This is a genomic window from Collimonas sp., assembly GCF_039923675.1.
Taxonomy (GTDB): Bacteria; Pseudomonadota; Gammaproteobacteria; order Burkholderiales; family Burkholderiaceae_D; genus Collimonas.
Map to the genome: position 1 here is coordinate 1 of NZ_JBDTCG010000036.1, position 17,670 is coordinate 17,670.

Below are 17,670 nucleotides of genomic sequence, written 5' to 3' on the forward strand. Positions count from 1 at the left end.
ATCCCCGCGAACGCGGGGATCCAACTTAAGTAGGTGATTCAACATGGATTCCCGCGTTCGCGGGAATGACTCGGCAGATAGTTTGGTGCTAAAAAACATGACATCTGAGATAGGTAACTAATCAGGAAAATATTTAACCGACATGAACACGTAATTGCCTAATTAATCTTGCATTCCAAATGACCATATTGACCACACAGCGCCTTCGCCTGGAGCCGTTCAAGGATTCGCACCTCGAAGGACTCAATGCCATCAATCGCGATCCGGAAGTCATGCGCTACATCACAGGCAAACCTGAGACGCTTGAAGACACCGCCGCAAGTATTGCTCGCGTCAAATTGCGGTGGGCCGAATGGGGATTTTCATGGTGGAGCTTCATTGAGCTCGAAACCAATGAAATTATTGGATCCGGGTGTATTCAATATCTTGGGAGAGATACCGAGAATCCGCTGGAAATCGGATGGCGTCTTCGCCAAGACAAATGGCGTCAGGGTTTCGCTTCGGAGGCCGCACGCAAGATGGCTTCCTTTGCCTTCGAGACTATCGGCGCTGATCTTTTATGTGCGGTATGCCATCAGGAGAACACTGGCTCGGCGCTTGTGATGCAGCGATTGGGTATGCGCTTTCGAGGCATTGAAAGATGGTACGAGATGGATACTGCTGCCTATATGATGACTCGCAGCGATTGGGAAAAATTGGCGGTGGCATAGATCAGTCAACCTTTCATAAGGGCCCTCGGTTCTATCGGTCGACAGGCCGCAATCGGTTGTGGATTCAACCGGTGGACGCAACAACATTAAACTCAAAATCAAGAATTCACGATGAAAAAGTAGATGATTCTTTGGTCCCGACTCCGATCCCCGCTTTGATCGCTCTATTACTTAATAAAGAACAAGCAAAAGGGACGCAACTCACAGAGGCCGAGGTTCTTGAAATACGTGACAATGCGGTGTGCATCATGCTGCCGAGATCAGAAATGCTCGCGATAGAAGAATCACGCGGCTAAAGGATAACGCTTATGGTAATGCGCCACGCTCACTTACGGTTGCAGGCAACTGCAGTGTAGAAGACCGATGGCTGCTCGCATCCAGCAACCAGTGGTATGACCTGAGGGCAAGCATAGATACGCACGACAATTTCCTGCGCCGTTTCGCAGGGCATGTCGAGACGGGAAAAGCATCCATGTCCGATCCTGCACTTCAGCATTATCCGCTCCCTGAAGAGTAGCAGGTTGGGGAGAGATGGTCATGGGGCGGTAACAATGATTGGCTACCATGCCCCCTTTCTCATCGACCGTTTTAATCAAGGCTGACCATGCGTAGTCTCTATTTCTGGCGAAAATTACCCGCCGTTTTCGCCATCAGTGGCGTTCTGGCGCTGGCTGCATGCGGCGGCAATTCCGATTTCGATCCAACTCCGTCGGCACTTGTCATCCCGCCCCCGCCGCCAGATCCCGGCTTTGCCGATAGTGCGCCAGTGAATGCGTCGGTTCCTGCATTTGTCGACAACGTCGCAACCAACCAGCGTGGCGACGCCCGCTATGCGACGCAGGCGACCAACGCTGGTGTGCGCGTATTAGCGGGTTTCGAGACTGTCTGGCAGCCGCTGACCCAGATTGTGGATGCCGGTGTGACCGCACCTGCTGTAAGCGGCTTCCCCGCTATCGTCCCGTCGGCCTGGACCGGCCTGCCAAACGACGGCACGCCAGGCGGCACTGTTCTTAATGCCGCGGTACACAACGCAAATATCCAGTATTCCGTTACTGTGACGACGGCGCGCACTGCGGCCCAGGAAACCGCTGCATATCTGGACGACCGTAGAAACAAGGGTTACAGCGTGACTGACGGTATGGGGCCATTGACTGCCGCGTGGCGTTCGGCTGCCCAGCAAACCACCAGCATAACCGCCATTGCGCCCGATGCGGCCAGCGTTCTTTACAACGACACTGGAAACAATACCGGGGTAGGCGGTAGCGCAAATGCAGGGTTCGGCGGCGTTGTCGATTTTATCAACGCCATGGGAAACAATGGTTCAACAGAGCCCGCCAAGCGGTTTTACAAATATGCCCGTCCTTATCGCTGGAATGGTAGCGTTATCGTAGCGCCATCGTTGATTCCTGCAAAAAGCAGCACCCCGGCGACGGATGGCGGCTTCCCTAGCGGCCATGCTGCTGAAGCGACGCGTGACGTGCTGGCGATGGCATATGCCGTACCGGAGCGCTTTCAGGAGATCATCAGCCGCGGCCTGGAGTTGGGCGAAAACCGTATTATCGCGGGCATGCACTCGCAACTGGATGTCATCGGAGGCCGCATCCTGGCACAGGCCATTGTTGCAGCCAATCTTGTCGACCCTGCCAATGCCGCGAAAAAAGCCGCCGCGGTGACGCAAGCGCACGCCACCTTGATGGCGCAGACCAATACCACTGCCGTTACGTTTTATGCATTTAGCCATTCCGGGACCGTAGCAAGCGACCGCTTTGCCGACTATGCGACCAACAAGGCAAACTATCTTCGCCGCATGACATACAGTTTCGTGCCAATTGATGCAACCAACGTCCCCGTATCCGTGCCGAAAGGTGCTGAAGCGTTACTGGAAACGCGTCTGCCTTACCTCACCGCCGATCAGCGCCGCGTAGTGTTGAAGACCACCGCAATCGCGTCGGGCTACCCGATCCAGGACGATTCTGAAGGCTGGGGTCGTTTAAATCTGTTTGCGGCAGCCGACGGTTACGGCGTTTTTAACGGGAATGTCGTGGTATCGATGGATGCTGCCCAGGGAGGTTTCTATGCTCTAGATAACTGGCGCAACGACATTACCGGCACAGGAAAATTGAGAAAACAAGGCAGCGGCGTATTGAAATTGAGTGGCGATAACAGCTGGAGTGGCGGCGCCCAGCTTGAAGCTGGCACGTTGGAGGCCGACTCCGTATCGGCTTTCGGGACAGGTGATGTATATGTCAGCGGCGGGACGCTATCAAGCAATGCTCCCAATCCGTTGAAGATCAGCGGCCAATATACCCAGCTCGAAAATGGCAGCATGGAATTGAATCTAGCTGACGCGCAGCAAGGTGGATTAACCGTTCAGGGAACCGCCACTATCGCCGGCGGCATCCTGCGCGTCAAATTCCAGAATGGCTACAAGCCGGCGGTGGGCGATACGGTCAACGTAATAAACACGACTGTTCTCAAAGGAAAGTTTACGACGATTTCCGTGGATGGCTTCACGGCAGTACCCGTTTATAGTATCAATGGGTTGAAACTTCGTCTCGCTGCGTAAGGCAATCATTAGGTACAGCGCATTCGTCTTGCCAGATGTTCGACCAATCCCGTCCTTCTACGAATCCGGGGCGGAACTTGCAAACCTGAACGGACGAATGCGATTTTGAATGAGGGTGACGACGTCTTGCGTCATTTGTGATCGGTATCAATGGCTCAGCCTTTACTGGCCCCGAATGTCAGCCCGGTCACGAACTGCTTTTGCATCAGGAAAAACAAAAGCACCGAAGGTATCGCCGCAAGTATCGATCCTGCCGACACCAGATTCCATGCCGTCGTCCATTGCCCCTTGAGCGCAGCCACACCCACCGTAATCGGCGCCACATCGTCGCCCTGCGTCAGGCACAAGGCCCAGAAATAGTCATTCCAAACGAAGGTGAAGACCAGAACCGCCAACGCCGCCAGCGCCGGCTTGATGAGCGGCAGGACGATACGATAGAAAACCGTCCATTCCCCTGCACCTTCTATACGCGCGGCCTCGATCATTTCATAGGGCAGCTGTTTGATGAAATTGCGCAGGAACAGCGTGCAGAAGCCGGTTTGCATGGCGACATGGAACAGCACCAGGCCGGTGACCGTGTTGAACAAGCCGAGCGATACGGAGATTTCGCGCACAGGAATCATGAGAATCTGCTGTGGCACAAAATTGCACGCCACGAAAGTGGCAAACAATACGGTGTTGCCGCGGAATTTGTAGGTCGACAATGCATAGCCGGCCATCGCCGCCAGGGCAATCGCACCGATCACCGAGGGTATCGTGATAAGGCAGCTATTCCAGAAATAATGCAGCATTGGCGATGCCGTCAGTGCTTCGCGATAGTTGTCCAGCATCGCGAAATCCTTCGGCCAGCCCCAATAATTGCCTTCCATCAGTTCGTCGGTAGAACGCACCGACGTCACCAGCACCGCCAGAATCGGCAGCAACCAGATCAGCAAGGCGACCGGCAAGGATAGCTTGTACAGCAGGCGATTGGACGGCTTCCATTTTTCGATGGGCGTCGGAAACATGGCAATTCCTTTAGCGTTCATCGCGCAACATACGGCGCAATTGATAGATGATGTACACCAGCATGATGGCAAACAGCGTCACGGCGATGGCGGCGGAATATCCCTGACGGTAGTACTTGATGGCCTGATCGTAGGTGTAGTAGGCCAGCACCGTAGAACTTTCGTACGGCCCGCCGTTGCTCATGACCGAAATCAGATCGAAACTGCGCAGCGCGCCGATGATGGTGACTACAAACGCCATGAAGGTCGTTGCTCTCAGTTGCGGCAGAATCACGTAGCGCAGCATGGTCCAGCCTTTGGCGCCTTCCATGCGCGCCGCTTCTACCTGATCATTGTTGATCGATGTCAGGCCGGTGAGAAACAAGATCATGCAATACGCAGTTTGCGGCCATAGCGCGGCAAAGATGATGCCGTAGGTGACATAGCGGGCATCGCCCAATACCGGCACACCGTGCCCCAGGATCAGCGTCAGCAAACCGAACGTGGGGTCATAGAACCAGCTGAAAATCAGCCCCACCACCACGCCGGACAAGACGAACGGGGCAAAGAACAGCGCTTTGACCAGACGGATGCCGCGCACCTTCTGATTCAGGTACAGCGCCGTGATCAGCCCAGCCGGAGGTGCGATCAGGAACAGCAGTAACCATGTCAGATTGTTTTTCAGCGCGACATGAAAGGTCGGCGCGTGCAACATTTCGATGTAATTCGCCAGCCCGATAAACTCGGGCTTGGTCAAACCATCCCAGTTAAAAAAGCTGAGATAGATTGTATAAAGTATCGGATACAAGACATACACCGCCGTCATCAGACAGGCGGGGGCAAGAAACCAGAATGCCGCGCGATTTCTGGTGGCAGTGTTGTTGCGACGACGCGGCTTGTCGATCATGGCAAGCACCGGAGTTCGCGCTTGCGCGGGGTCAATGACTGGTGTTTGAACGAGCATGACAATGCACTCCTGTTGAACAGGCTACAGGAAAAAACTTGTGTGAAGACGCAACTGCCTGGTGCTTGCTGCTGCGTCTTCTCGTGTGCGCATGGACAGGAATAAAGACATGCGCAATCCGGTTGCCGCTTGCAGTCTACGATTTCTTGTAGATGCGCTTGCGGCTTTGCTCAAGTTCGTTGAGCACTTCGTCGATCTTGCCCGGATCGCTGATGAATTTTTGCATCTGTTTCATGCCTTCATCCGCCATTTCCTTGGTCATGTCGCGATCATAGAACTGCGCAATGCCGCCCTTGGTGGTAGACAGGATTTGGAAACCGATGCGTGATATCGTGTCGGTCGGTTCGGGAGATTGACTGTTGGCCGGCAAGGAACCCAGTCCTTCGGCGAGCTTGGCGCTGACCGCAGGGGTGCCGACGAAGGCCAGGAAGCGATGCGCATCGACCTTGTTGCGTGCTTTGCTCGGGATATGAATCGATTCCGCCGGACCATCTTCGGCAACAGGAATCTTGGGGTCGATCACCGGGAATTGGAAATATCCCATATTGGCCGCCAGCTTCGGAGGAAACCCCTTGGCGATGAAGGTTCCCATCAGCATCATGGCCGCCTTACCCTGAAACAGGAAAGGTTGCGCGCCGTCGAGATCATAGGACAGGGCATTGTCGATGAAATATTTATTGTCGATCAACGTCTTCCAGGCGGAATAGACTTTTTTGACACGCGCATCGGTGTAAGCAATTTCACCCGCCATCAATTGTTGATGAAAGGCATTGCCGTTCAGACGCAGATCCAGATAGTCAAACCAGCCGGCCAGCGTCCAGGAATCGCGACCGCCGACCGCCACCGGTGTCACGCCGGCAGCTTTCAGTTTATTGCAAGCGTCGAGAAATTCATCCCAGGTCTTCGGCTCGCCGGCAATACCGGCAGTCTTGAAGACGTCCTTGCGATAGAACAGTCCCCAGGAGTAGTACACCGTCGGCAGCGCGTATTGCTTGCCTTTGTAGGAAGATGCGTCCTTGGTGGAAGCATAGCTTTCATCCCATTTGTTCTTCTTCCAGTCTGCGCTCAGATCTTCCAGCAAACCTCGGCTGGCGTAAAACGCCATGCGTTCGCCGTTGTGCCAGTTGATGATGTCAGGCGCCTGTGTCGACAGCCAACCCGGCAACTGCACCTTGTACGTTTCTTCCTCTACAAATGCGGCCTTGATGTCGACATCAGGATTGGCTTTTTTGAACTCATCCAGGGTCGATTGCCACACGCCGCGCTGGGCGGCGCCCTTGTAGGCGATATTGACTGCCAGGGTTCCGGCGGTCGCGGATGCAAAAACGGAAGCCAGCAAGGCTGTCAGCAAGCTCGTGCAAAACAATTTTTTCATACTTGTCTCCTGGTTATTATGTTTCTGAAAAACGGCCGGTTCGGTATCGGCCGGATTTTCCAAGGTCTATGATGCTGCCACTGTAATGCCGACGCCTTGCGGTCTTGTGCGGTGGTTTTTCTTTCAATACCGCCGATTGTGCAGATTGTGCCGCATTGTCGTCAACGCCATTTCTCTCAACCATCTATCCTATGAAACCAACTAATTTCCGACCTGGTAAATCGCGATGCCCTGTGCTTCGATCTGAGGCGCGCCGACAATGAATTCAGCACGTTCGGCATGCGGCGCCAGGCAAGGTTGATTGTCGTAGTTGAAGACAAACGTCAATCCGCTGCGACGACTGATGCGCAAGGTTTCCGGCAATTCCTCTGGCGCCAGGCCTGCAGCCCTGGCTACCTGGAAGAAATAGTCGCGCGTAAATTTGGCGTCAAACACAGCGGCCAGATAGTGCCGGCGCTCGTACTTCACGATGGCCGGATGACCGTCGCCAAACGAAGCGACTGTTTCGACGCCCTCGCCGACATCGATCAAATCGCGCCAATGATGGGCTTGACCATGCCGGCCGGCGCACTCGACCGGCTCCGTTATATTGGGTCGCATCGAGTCGACGCGCCATACGCGTATTGGCAGGATGGCGTGCAAGGGTCCCGGCGGCAGGTTTGCCGGTATGTGCAACGAAGCGGTTTTGGAGCCGCTGCGCGGTCCGATCAATACTTGTGCGGCACTCGCCTGCAGGCGCGCAGGCAAATCGTCAGGCACGACAGGCAAGGGCGGCACGACGATCATGGCATAGCCATCGAGCTTCGCGTCAAGCGAAACAATATCCACGTCCAGGCCGAGCGAACGCAAGGCGGAATAATATTCGAACGCAATCCGCGGGTAATGAAAGTCCGCGCTTTGCGGATGAATCTCGAACAACCATTTGGCGGTATAGTCGAACAACAGCGCAACCTTGCCATGCGGTTGCGACAAGGTGCCGGCAGCGCGTTCCACTTGCTGTATTTCTTCCGCAACGCGTTGCGCTTCCTGGCCGCCGATATCGAGACGATTGTCGGGGGTGTTCAGGCCGGCATGCATTTGCTCCTGCCCGAACGGCACCTGCCGCCAGCGGAAATAGGAGACGCAACCGGCCCCGTGCGCAAACGCCTCCCAGCTCCACAGACGCACCATGCCTGGCATCGGATTGGGATTCCACTGCGCCCAGTTAACCGGCCCCGGTTGCTGCTCCATGACCCAGAACGGTTGCGTCGACATGCCGCGGTACAAATCGTGATTGAACGATGCAAAATCGGGATGACCGGTACGCAGCCAGCGTGCTTTGACGTCCGGCGCAAACCACATTTCTTCCAAGGCGCCGAGCGGATAACTATCCCAACTGGCGACGTCGAGGTCAGTGGCGACAGCATAATGATCGAACTCGACGAACATCTGCATGAAATTGTGGACCATGAGACGTCCCGGCGCCCGTGCGCGCAGGATGTCGACTTGCATGCGGTTATAGCGCGCCACTTCATCGGAAGCGAAGCGGCGATAGTCAAGGCGATGAGACGGATGCGCTTCGGTGACGGTGCCGACAGGCGCGTCGATTTCATCGAAGCTGCGATACTCGGCGCTCCAGAACACCGTGCCCCAGGCTTTGTTCAGCGTATCGATGGTCCGGTAACGCTGCTGCAGCCATAACCGGAAGCGTTGCTGTGCTGCTGTTGAATAACTGACGACCGTGTGATGGCATCCGTACTCATTGTCGACCTGCCACGCGGTAATCGCCGGATGGTCGCCGTAACGTTCAGCCAGGAGAGTGACAATGCGTTGCGATTCATTGAAGTACGATGGCGAAGAAAAATCGTAATGCCGACGTGATCCGAACTGCCGCGGCTGACAGTTAGCGTCGACCGGTAGAATGTCATCGTATTGGTCGATCAGCCACTTTGGCGGAGTCGCGGTCGGCGTACACATGACGACTTCCAACCCTGCTTCGCCCAATACATCGATCGCACGATCCAGCCACGCCCATTGGTATTTTCCCGGCGATGGTTCGATCCGGCTCCAGGCGAATTCGCCAATGCGCACTTGCTTGATACCCAGTGCTTTCATCCGCTGTGCATCGCTTGCCCAGATTTCTTCGGACCAATGTTCGGGATAGTAACAGACCCCTAATCGTATCGACATGAATTCCACTCCGTTTGATGGTGTTGTGACGAGCTCGTGCTGTCGTTGACTATGCTGCAACGGCGACCGCCGCTTGCTTGGAAAAGGCGACGCCGTTTGCATCAAAAAGATAAGCGCATGCCGCAGGCACGCCGAAGCGCAAGCGATGGCCGCGCTGTATTGGTGTATTCCCCGGCGCCTTGGCAACCAGCGGCTGGCCGCCCGGCTGCTCAAGATGGACATAGGTCTGTTCACCGAGACGCTCGACCAGAATGACTTCACGCGTCAGGCCCGCGGATACGCCGTCGCCGGCATCGAGATGTTCCGGGCGAATTCCTAGCGTAACCGGCTGCCCCTGCTGCAAAGTCGGTGCAAAGGCTTGCACCGCCACTGTTTCATCGGTATCAGGAAGGCGCACGATCACTTCATCGGCGTCGACGCGCAATACCATCGCCGGCAAGAAGTTCATGCGCGGCGAACCGATGAAACCTGCAACAAAGCGATTCTTCGGATGGTGATACAAGTCCATCGGCGTGCCCACTTGGGCAATGCTGCCGAAAGCGGCGGTGTCGGCTCCGGCATGCAACAGGACGATGCGGTCAGCCAGCGTCATGGCTTCAACCTGGTCATGCGTGACGTACACCACGCTGGCGCGGTCAAATTGACGATGCAGGCGCGCGATCTCGATACGCGTCTGGCTGCGCAAAGTAGCATCCAGATTGGAGAGTGGCTCATCGAACAGGAACACGCCCGGACGCCGCACAATGGCGCGGCCGATCGCCACCCGCTGACGCTGGCCGCCGGACAATTCCTTGGGTTTGCGCCGCAACAGTTCTTCCAGTTGCAAAATGCGCGCGGCATCTCTGACTTTTTGTTCGATCTCGGCTTTGGGTACTTTGGCCAGGGTCAACCCGAAACTCATATTCTCGAATACTGTCATGTGCGGAAACAGCGCATAACTCTGAAACACCATGGCGACCGAGCGCTGCGCCGAGGGCACGTCGTTCATCAGCTTGCCGTCAATCAGCAGCTCGCCGCTGCTCGGATCTTCGAGACCGGCGATGATACGCAACAAGGTTGATTTCCCGCAGCCGGACGGTCCTAGAAAGACACAGAATTCATGCTCGCCGATCGACAAGTCGACGTCGCGAATGATGGGCGCTGCGCCGCCATAGGCTTTTTGCAGCGAGAGTAGAGAAATACTGGCCATAGTTCTTTCCTTGCGGAAGTTGACGCGACTAGACGGCTAATTGCCCGGACGAGCATGCAGGCGGTAAGCGGCAGCGTCCTTCCAGAGTCACTTTTGAAAACTGAGCGATCCTGGCACCCGGCAATCGGCGGCGATAACTTGAAATAGGTTAAGCGCTTAACCTATTAGGGCAAAAAAAAATGTTGCCTGATTTTGTAGTTGCATTGTTGTTGTCTCCACATCGTTATTATGAAAATGACGTCGTTGGCTGTTTTTATTTTTTCCAATAATAGCAACCTTCTTTTTTGCGCGCAATGGAAATCACAGCAGGCTGGTCGCTGTATTTTTTACCATGCCCCTGTTTTATATCGCCGATACGCCAGCACCGTTGGTGAAGGACTTCGGCCAAGACAGCTGCGTCAGCGCAAATCAAGTGTTCCGTTGACAATGTTGGCGATAGGCGGTTGAATACACGAGCTAAATTTTTTACCTTACTCATGACCACCCTCTCCGAAGTAGCTCATCTCGCCGGTGTGACCTCCGCGACGGTCTCCAATGTCTTGCGCAAACGCGGCAAGGTCGGCGAGCAAACTCGCCTGCGCGTTCTCGCGGCGGTCGAACAACTCGGATATCGGCCGCACCTTACCGCCCGCGCATTGGCCGAAGGATGCGCACCCACGCTGGCCTTGATGGTGTCGAGCATTGCCAATCCCTTCTATCCTGAATTTGCCCTGGCGGCTGAACGCGCAGCGCGTGAAAACGGTCGTTTTCTGATCGTTTGCAACACCAATGACGATCCTGACACCGGGCGTGCCTATCTCGACCAGATCGCTGGCACGTTGTCCGATGGCGTGCTGGTGATGAACGCCAATTTGCCGATCGACGACTTGAAAAAGACCGAACAGCGCGGTGCTCCCGTGGTGCTCTGCATGTGGGAAAAACCCGACGAGCCCCCCGAGCTGTCTTGCATCGCCGTGAATTTTTTTGAGGCGGGAGCGATTGCAGGACGCCATCTCATCGATCTGGGTCATCGTCATATCGGTGCGCTGGTCGGCAGCAAAGCAAACGGCATACATGCGGAACGCTACAGAGGATATCTGGCGGCCTGCACCGAGGCCGGGCAAAAACATGTAAAGGGCAGAACACGCTACGTCGAGGATGCGGTGGACGCCGGCTATGAAGGCGCCAAGGCCTTGCTCGAAGCCCATCCGAAACTGACGGCAATTTTTGCGACTAATGATTTGCCCGCGCTCGGGGCGCTTAATGCCGCCGCCGATCTCGGACTAACGGTACCCCAGGACATTTCGATTATCGGAATTACCGATATTCAATGGGCACGCTTGTCACGGCCGGCCTTGACGACAGTCGCAGTACCGACCAACAGTGCAGCTGAAATGGCAGTCGCGCTGCTGCTGGAAAGGATCAACCATCCAAGCCAGACAACTACAATGCGCATGACGGCGACACCTGAGCTGGTAGAGCGGGCCTCAACCGGCCCGGCCAAAACCTGAGTGCGAACTGCCAATCGCGCACCCAAGAGACCAATCAGATAATCTGAATTGCAACATCTGCCGTTTGTGCGCATTATTTCGCCTCGCCTCGCCTCGCCTCGGCGGTGGCGAAATACTACTCAGTAATGAGCCGGCCTGCTGATCTTGGATACAGGTTTGCAACATCGCCGGCCAACGCCGACGAAAGCGCGAATAGTGCAAACTGTTTTATTTCAAGGTGTAGGTCAGCGTACCGTAGCCAAGCTGATCAAAGCCGCCACTGTTTGGACCATAATTACCCCCACCACCTTCAGGGCGCAATTTTTCGGCGAACGCGCTCGTATAGGGGGCGCTCAGCCCTTTCAATACCACGTAATGGTTGTAAAAAAGTTCCCAGACGGGACGCGCATCGCCGCGGCCGGCATCGGCGATGACGTCTTGCGTTACATCGCTGTTGACATAGCGAGTGTATGGGACGTCGGCGCCGAGGTTGTATCTGGCGATGTATTCGACGCCATTCAGGACACGGTTATCATCGTAGCCGAAAAGATCGTCGTGCTGATTCCACGCCATTTGGCAAAACGCGCCAAGTAAGGAAACGTTGAGGGTATTGTGGCCTTGGTCGCGGCCGCTTTCCTGGGTTTGACCGAGGCCGTCAGGGTAGATCTTCCAGACAACATGATTGATGGCGCCGTTACCATTGCCGTGTTTGAAGTAATCGACTGCTTCGTTATAGATATCGCGCCGGTCGGCAAGGATGCCGATGGCGATCATGGAGTCCATGTTGGCCAGATCCCAGTTGGCCCAGTAATGGTCTATTTTCGCGCCATTATGTCTGACCAGGAAATCGTGATTCATCGGATAAAAAACTTCCAGCATCATGGTGGTGAAGCGCTGAAAATCGTGCTCCGGCCATTTTTTGTAAGTACGCATGATCTCTGCCGCGTTGGCGAACTGATAGCCATAGATGCCGGATGCCAGGAATTTGTCCGAGTTGCCGCCTATGCCGGTCAGCGTTCCTGACCACGCATTCAGGACAGCGACCGCCTTGTCGGCATAAGCATCGTCGCCACTGATTTTCCAGCGCAAGGCCAGCGCGTACGCTGCTGCGGCGTCGTTGAACAGGACTGCATAATTTTCGGCATGGGTGCCGTCTTTGCCACGGTAGACGACATTGGCAGGGCGGGGTGTCCAGCTGAGCGAGGCACGGGGATTGCTGGTCAGGACATTCCAGCCATCGATCCATGGTTGGGCACCGTGCTCCACCTTGGTTTTCATGCGGTCGAAATCGGTTTGCGTGTGCAGCGCACCCGGATGCACAAAGGTCTCTGCTTGCGTGGGTGACATACCCAGCGTAATCGCAATCATCAGGCCGGCGAGACGGGTAATGTTTTTGAGTAGTGGGTTCAATATCGTCAACCTTGTGCGGAGTTGGCTAAATCGTACGCGACGATTTTACAAGTTTCAGATGTCATTGCATTTTGTAACAAATTCGTGTCGCTCAGCTCTCAGGAGCATCCCGTGCCAGAACTATCGAGCGAACCGTGCCAATCTGGATTCTGGTCACTCTTTGAATAGACGTCATTTTCAGGTTCTCACAGTGTTAAGGCTCCGTTCAAGAATGTGAGCCGCAAGCCCGTCAATTGCGAGGTAGAGTTGACAACGACGGACTGCATTTCCTCTGTCCAACGTGTAGCCATCGAAATATTTTGGTCGACCCCCGGTCTCCAGATGGTTTTTCGGACCTGATGCAGCCAGATATTGCGTGGCCATCGTGCAAATCTTATAAAAAATGAATTTTCATCGCTGATTTAAATGACCGTTGATTTGCACGCGAAATTGATTCGTTCTTGCATCCGACGCTGACCCAGACTCAACCATGGAATACATGGATTCCACGTGTATTCCGAACGATCCCGCTGGCTCGACATTAGTCGCAAAAATAGGCACCATCGACTGCGCAAATCAACGAGGCAAGTCTATACGATGGTACTCGCCGCTCTTTTTGGCGATGCGGGCGTGCGATACCGGATAAGGTTGATGCGACCAATGCCCTGGATGCTCACATTCCATAGGGTCTTGCAGTCACATTGGAAGTAAAAGAAGGCGTTGACATTCCGATCTATCAGCAGCTTAGAGCTTTAATCCAATCGCAAATTCCTGTGAAAGTCTAAGTAGAGGGTGCTCCATATTCTTGCCTTGTACGCACATTATGAGATATTTGTTGTTGATTAATAAATGCCGGGAGCAAGTCAATACGATTCGCTGCTCATTTCAGGGAAACGTGGAGGCGTGAGGCAATCGAACAAACCGCTCGTTAATCGCCTCTTCCAATACACTGATTCAATCATAAAGCAGTTGATTTGACGTCACCAGTGTAGTGCTTAGTTCACAACAATGGCTAGCTGGATTAGCCTCGCATATAAGCTTGAGCAGGTATTCCGGCTACCTGCCAAGGCCAACAACAGGGTAAACTGTACTGCTATATCTTTCGCACACTGCGATTCGAGCAAACTTGTGAGTGACGCCATGTCTGAAACATCTATTCCCTTATTTTCCGACCTGAAACTGAGCGAACCCTTGCTGCGCGTGGTGAAGGAACTCGGTTACGAATCCCCTTCCCCGATCCAGGCCGCCACCATCCCGCTGCTACTGGCCAACCGCGATGTGCTGGGCCAGGCACAGACCGGCACCGGCAAAACGGCGGCCTTTGCGTTTCCCATTCTTTCGCGTGTCGACATCAAGCAAAGCGCGCCGCAGGCGCTGGTGCTGGCGCCCACGCGTGAGCTGGCTATCCAGGTGGCGGAGGCATTTCAGCGCTATGCCACCTATATTCCCGGCTTTCATGTCTTGCCGATTTACGGCGGCCAGAGTTACGGCGCGCAATTGAGCGCGTTGCGCCGTGGCGTGCATGTGGTTGTCGGCACACCGGGGCGCGTGATCGACCACCTCGAAAAGGGTTCGCTCGACCTGTCGAAGATCAAGACGCTTGTGCTGGATGAGGCTGACGAGATGCTGCGCATGGGTTTTATCGACGACGTGGAAACGATCTTGCAAAAGACGCCGGAATCGCGCCAGACTGCCTTGTTCTCGGCCACCATGCCTTCTGCCATCAAGCGTATTGCCCAAACCTACCTGCGTGACCCGGCCGAAATCACCGCCGCTGCCAAGACCGGCACGGCCGACAATATCCGCCAGCGCTACTGGCTTGTCAGTGGCATGCAAAAGCTCGATGCGCTGACGCGTATCCTGGAAGCCGAAACCTTCGATGGCATGATCATTTTCTCGCGTACCAAGCTGGGCACCGAGGAATTGGCCGGCAAACTGCTGGCGCGCGGGTTTTCCGCCGCGGCGATCAATGGCGACATCGTGCAGCAGCAGCGCGAACGTACGATCCAGCAATTAAAGGACGGCAAGATCGATATCCTGGTCGCAACAGACGTTGCCGCTCGCGGCCTCGATGTCGAGCGCATCAGCCACGTTATCAATTACGATGTGCCGCACGACCCGGAAAGCTACACCCACCGCATCGGCCGCACCGGCCGGGCCGGGCGCAGCGGCGAAGCCATTCTGTTCATCACGCCGCGCGAACGAAACCTGCTCAAGGCCATCGAGCGCGCCACGCGCCAGCCGATTTCCATGCTGGAACTGCCGAGCGTTCAGGCGGTCAACGATGTGCGCATCGCCAAGTTCAAAACCCAGATCAGCGACACCCTGGCGGCAGGCGGCCTGGATGTGTTCCGTTCGCTGATCGAAGATTTCGAGCGTGAAAGTAATGTTCCGTCGACCGATATAGCGGCAGCGCTGGCGAAGATGGCGCACGGCGACATGCCGCTATTGATAGACAAGAAAAAGGGTGAGACATCGGCCGCGGCGTCATGGTCGGAAGACAAGCTTGCGCGCGTGGGCAAGGCGGTACGTCCGGCGCGCGAGGAACGCATCGAGGCGCCCGACCGTTTCGAGCGCGATCAGCGCCAGGAACCGGTGACGCGCGCCGTGTTTGCCAGGAAGGAGCCGGCGGCACGCACGACAGATATCGGCATGCGCACGTTTCGCATCGAGGTCGGGCACGCGCATGGCGTCAAGCCCGGCAATATCGTCGGCGCCATCGCCAACGAAGCGGGTCTCGATTCCAAGTACATCGGCCGTATAGAAATATTCGACGACTATAGCGTACTGGACCTGCCGGATGGCATGCCCAAGGAACTTCTTGACCACTTGAAAACCGTATGGGTCGCCGGGCAGCAATTGCGCATCGCGCATGCGGACGGCGCGCCGCCGAGCGAAAAATTTTCCGACAAAAAAGTACCGCTGTCCAACCCGAAAACGGGCGCGGATAGAAGATTCGGTGAAAAGAAATTCGGCGAGAAGGCGCCAGTTAAAAGTAAAAGCACCATCGCTCATCGCCCGGCTGACGCCGCCAAACCCAGGCCGAAGCCGCATCGCAAGGGCCCGCCGGCCCGCTGATTTTATTGCGACACCTGAAAAACCCCGGTTCTGTCGCGTTAGCGCGCTAAAGACAGGGCCGCATTCAGTGTGCGGGTTTCTTGATGAGGTATTGTTGAGATACTAGACCTGCCGAACGACGATCGTACCAATGAGCCGTTGGCGAACGCGAGTTGGCGCTGCCTATCATCGCGGCGACTAGCTTTCGTGAGTTTCTGTTCCCACGCGTATCGCGTCCGAAGGTAGTGACTCAATCAAAAGCCGGCGAAGGGCGCTTCTATTGACTTCGGGTTTGGCTGCGTTGCCAAGCCCGCGCTTGTCCACTATATGCGCGCTTTGGCATGCTGTGTTCGTTTGCTCGCAGAATTGACCCGGTCGGTTTGACCCGCCAGCCATATTTTCGCGAAAGCTGCACCCCTCTTATTAACCCTCTCAAGACCCAATTCCTTGATATCCTCGTGGATCTGTATCAATGTTGGCGTCAAGATCAGCCCTGTCGAAAAATTTGTGTTTTACGCCATGCCGGTATCAGCCATTCATGTTTTACCAAGCCAGCCCACAAATATTGTAATCACTGTACAAGGAGCCATTCTGTGCAACTGCCACTCTATCAGGTCAACGCCTTTACCCGAAATGTCTACGGAGGCAATCCTGCAGGCGTCTGTCCACTGACCTACTGGTTGGACGATGCGACACTTCAGGCTATCGCCTTCGAGAATGGGTACGCGGAAACAGCTTTCTTCGTAGCTGAAGGGGACGATTATCGACTACGCTGGTTTACGCCAGGATGTGAAGTGAATCTGTGCGGTCACGCCACGTTGGCAACCGCGTGGACGCTACGCCACGAATTGGGTGACCATCGTGAGAGACTCGTGTTTCACACCAGAAGCGGAGCAATTCTCGTCGATTGCGACGACGGAGGACTGACCTTGGATATGCCCGCCAATCGGCTGGAACCGGTGGACGTACCCGAGTGTGTGCGTCGTGGCCTGGGAATGCATGTGGTCGAAGCATTCGCTGCGGATGACTACCTGGTGGTAGTGGACTCTGCCGCCGCATTACGTGCTGCGGCGCCAGATCTCGCAGAAATGGCAAAGATCGACCGCCGCGGCACCATCGTGACCGCTCTTGGCGATGTGCCAGGGGTAGACTTCGTTTCCCGTTGGTTTGGCAGTGCGCACGTACAGGTTCCGGAAGATCCGGTGACAGGATCGGCACACTGCTCTCTCATGCCCTATTGGTCCAAACGTCTGGGCAAACTTCGTTGCACGGCTCTCCAGGTGTCTGCGCGGGGTGGGGAGTTGCAGTGTGAATTGGTTGGCGATCGGGTGCGGATTGCCGGACAAGCGGTTAAATATCTGGCGGGGTCGATTTTCGTGCAAGACTGATTCGAAGCTAATTGCTGGTGTCGCAAGGTCGCGAGGTTCTGACCAGCGTGCGCCGACGCCAATGCTTGTCTCTGTAAATGGCAAAAAATCGGCCACATTATGCAAAAGCTAGCTTTTTTGAGGATAGGCGACGAATCAAGAACAGTTTCGCTTAATGGCTTGCTGGCGCGGTTCGTAGCCCATGCCATTTATCCATTAAGCGAAACATCGCACACTCATTATGCGAAACTGTTTGTAGTTCGCAATAATAGTGAAAGCAAACAATAAAATCTGTCGGAATCGGAGGGGGTGTACTGGATTCTGTGTAAACGGGTTTTCGTTTAAGCCTGCGGCACCCGGTCTTCAAACTGGATGGCGAAGCGATTCAGCGCCGCTTTCCAGTCCCGTATCGGCATCGTCCACTTCTTG

At 55.3% G+C, this 17,670-nt stretch carries 14 protein-coding genes; 7 read left to right on the forward strand and 7 right to left on the reverse strand.

Going from position 1 to position 17,670, the window contains the following annotated elements:
* Window positions 1–179 precede the first annotated feature (179 nt).
* From ABI171_RS07240 to ABI171_RS07255, 4 genes are all read left to right on the forward strand, one after another.
* Window positions 180–710: a GNAT family N-acetyltransferase gene (locus tag ABI171_RS07240; RefSeq protein WP_348091915.1), complete on the forward strand. Its 531-nt coding sequence runs from the start codon at window positions 180–182 to the stop codon at window positions 708–710.
* Between the two features lie 71 nt (window positions 711–781).
* Complete coding sequence (locus tag ABI171_RS07245) at window positions 782–1,006, forward strand: hypothetical protein (RefSeq protein WP_348091928.1); 225 nt, start codon at window positions 782–784, stop codon at window positions 1,004–1,006.
* Entirely contained in the window at window positions 952–1,227 is a 276-nt protein-coding gene (locus tag ABI171_RS07250; protein WP_348091916.1) for a phospholipase domain-containing protein, read from the forward strand. Before ABI171_RS07245 ends, ABI171_RS07250 begins: the two co-directional genes overlap by 55 nt.
* Before the next feature lie 87 nt (window positions 1,228–1,314).
* The gene (locus tag ABI171_RS07255) at window positions 1,315–3,276 is read left to right on the forward strand and encodes a phosphatase PAP2 family protein (RefSeq protein WP_348091917.1); all 1,962 of its coding nucleotides are present in this window, start codon (window positions 1,315–1,317) and stop codon (window positions 3,274–3,276) included.
* 155 nt (window positions 3,277–3,431) lie between these two features.
* On the opposite strand, the gene ABI171_RS07260 is transcribed toward ABI171_RS07255, so the two are convergent.
* The 6 genes from ABI171_RS07260 to ABI171_RS07285 form a co-directional block, all read right to left on the reverse strand.
* Complete coding sequence (locus tag ABI171_RS07260; protein WP_348091918.1) at window positions 3,432–4,283, reverse strand: carbohydrate ABC transporter permease; 852 nt, start codon at window positions 4,281–4,283, stop codon at window positions 3,432–3,434.
* Between the two features lie 10 nt (window positions 4,284–4,293).
* A complete protein-coding gene (locus ABI171_RS07265) occupies window positions 4,294–5,169 on the reverse strand; it encodes a sugar ABC transporter permease (protein ID WP_348091927.1) in 876 nt (291 codons plus the stop codon).
* 193 nt (window positions 5,170–5,362) lie between these two features.
* Window positions 5,363–6,601 carry an ABC transporter substrate-binding protein gene (locus tag ABI171_RS07270; protein WP_348091919.1) on the reverse strand — a complete coding sequence of 413 codons (1,239 nt, stop codon included), beginning with the start codon at window positions 6,599–6,601 and terminating at the stop codon, window positions 5,363–5,365.
* Between the two features lie 201 nt (window positions 6,602–6,802).
* On the reverse strand, window positions 6,803–8,770 hold the full coding sequence (locus ABI171_RS07275) for a beta-galactosidase (RefSeq protein ID WP_348091920.1): 1,968 nt from the start codon (window positions 8,768–8,770) through the stop codon (window positions 6,803–6,805).
* Window positions 8,771–8,819: 49 nt separating this feature from the next.
* Window positions 8,820–9,959, reverse strand: a complete 1,140-nt coding sequence (locus ABI171_RS07280) for an ATP-binding cassette domain-containing protein (protein ID WP_348091921.1) — start codon at window positions 9,957–9,959, stop codon at window positions 8,820–8,822.
* A gap of 253 nt (window positions 9,960–10,212) precedes the next feature.
* A complete protein-coding gene (locus tag ABI171_RS07285) occupies window positions 10,213–10,437 on the reverse strand; it encodes a hypothetical protein (protein ID WP_348091922.1) in 225 nt (74 codons plus the stop codon).
* Here ABI171_RS07285 and ABI171_RS07290 point away from each other — a divergent pair.
* A complete protein-coding gene (locus ABI171_RS07290) occupies window positions 10,436–11,449 on the forward strand; it encodes a LacI family DNA-binding transcriptional regulator (protein ID WP_348091923.1) in 1,014 nt (337 codons plus the stop codon). The two genes, ABI171_RS07285 and ABI171_RS07290, sit on opposite strands and share 2 nt — an antisense overlap.
* A gap of 207 nt (window positions 11,450–11,656) precedes the next feature.
* On the opposite strand, the gene ABI171_RS07295 is transcribed toward ABI171_RS07290, so the two are convergent.
* The gene (locus tag ABI171_RS07295; protein WP_348091924.1) at window positions 11,657–12,838 is read right to left on the reverse strand and encodes an alginate lyase family protein; all 1,182 of its coding nucleotides are present in this window, start codon (window positions 12,836–12,838) and stop codon (window positions 11,657–11,659) included.
* A 1,119-nt stretch (window positions 12,839–13,957) separates the two neighbouring features.
* Here ABI171_RS07295 and ABI171_RS07300 point away from each other — a divergent pair.
* On the forward strand, window positions 13,958–15,895 hold the full coding sequence (locus ABI171_RS07300; protein WP_348091925.1) for a DEAD/DEAH box helicase: 1,938 nt from the start codon (window positions 13,958–13,960) through the stop codon (window positions 15,893–15,895).
* A 572-nt stretch (window positions 15,896–16,467) separates the two neighbouring features.
* Window positions 16,468–17,262 carry a PhzF family phenazine biosynthesis protein gene (locus ABI171_RS07305; RefSeq protein ID WP_348091926.1) on the forward strand — a complete coding sequence of 265 codons (795 nt, stop codon included), beginning with the start codon at window positions 16,468–16,470 and terminating at the stop codon, window positions 17,260–17,262.
* The last annotated feature ends 408 nt before the right edge of the window (window positions 17,263–17,670 follow it).